The organism is Oleiphilus sp. HI0079 (assembly GCF_001635105.1).
Genome location: NZ_LWFT01001076.1, coordinates 1 through 944 on the forward strand (window position 1 = coordinate 1; position 944 = coordinate 944).

General features: G+C 40.9%; 1 protein-coding gene. It reads left to right on the forward strand.

Annotated features, from left to right (window positions below):
• Positions 1–57 precede the first annotated feature (57 nt).
• The coding region (locus A3750_RS19240; RefSeq protein ID WP_231871890.1) for an AAA domain-containing protein at positions 58–944 on the forward strand (887 nt) is incomplete at its 3' end.

Sequence of the window (944 nt, forward strand, 5' to 3'; positions counted from 1 at the left end):
CATCCCGCAATCATAGGCTTCTGTAACAAAAAGTTTTACAACAATGAACTTCTAGTTATGACGGAAGTAAAAGGTCGAGAGTACCCTTTTTTGGTTTACCGATTAAAAGAAGGAAATCATGCTCGAAAGCAAATAAACGAATCTGGGTTGTTCAGTCAACGTGAGATCTCCGTCATCAAAGATGAAGTATTGCGAGAAGCGCGGTTAGCGAGTGCTGACCCCGAAGAAATCGGCGTTATTGCCCCATACAGGGCGCATGTGAATAAGGCAGTAAAAAGTATGGGTACCAATCGTCTGGATGTAGACACTGTGTATAAGTTTCAAGGCAGAGAAAAGAAAGTAATTATTTTTTCGACTGTGGCCAATTCGATAAATGATTTTATAGACCGAGCCGATACCGTTAACGTTGCGGTGTCGAGAGCGGTAGACCAATTTGTGCTCGTTGCTGGAGATCGTATTTTTGCTGAGCAAGATTCTAATATTGGATCATTAATCCGTTACGTGGATTATCAAACCTTAGGACAGGGATTAGTTCAAAGTAAGAAGTCGTCAATATTTGATCTCCTATACAAGGAGCAAAGCCACCTTCTCCGAAAGGTATTCGAAGGCAGTAAAAAACGCTCTGCTTACGACTCGGAAAATCTTGTGGATGGCTTGCTATTCGATATTTTGGAAAGTGAAGAGTACAACCATTTAACATATGGGCTGCACATACAATTGAATGATATCGTCAAAGAGGCTAGCGACCTGAACCCCGAACAAGCTGCTTTCGTCACAAATCCTTGGTCCCATATTGATTTCTTAGTTTACTCCAAAATAGATTTGCAACCAGTTTTAGCAATCGAGGTAGATGGTTATCAGTTTCATGAGAACAACAAAGCTCAGCAAGAAAGGGACGAAATTAAAAACCAAGTTCTAGACAAAATAGGCTTGAAGCTTCTGAG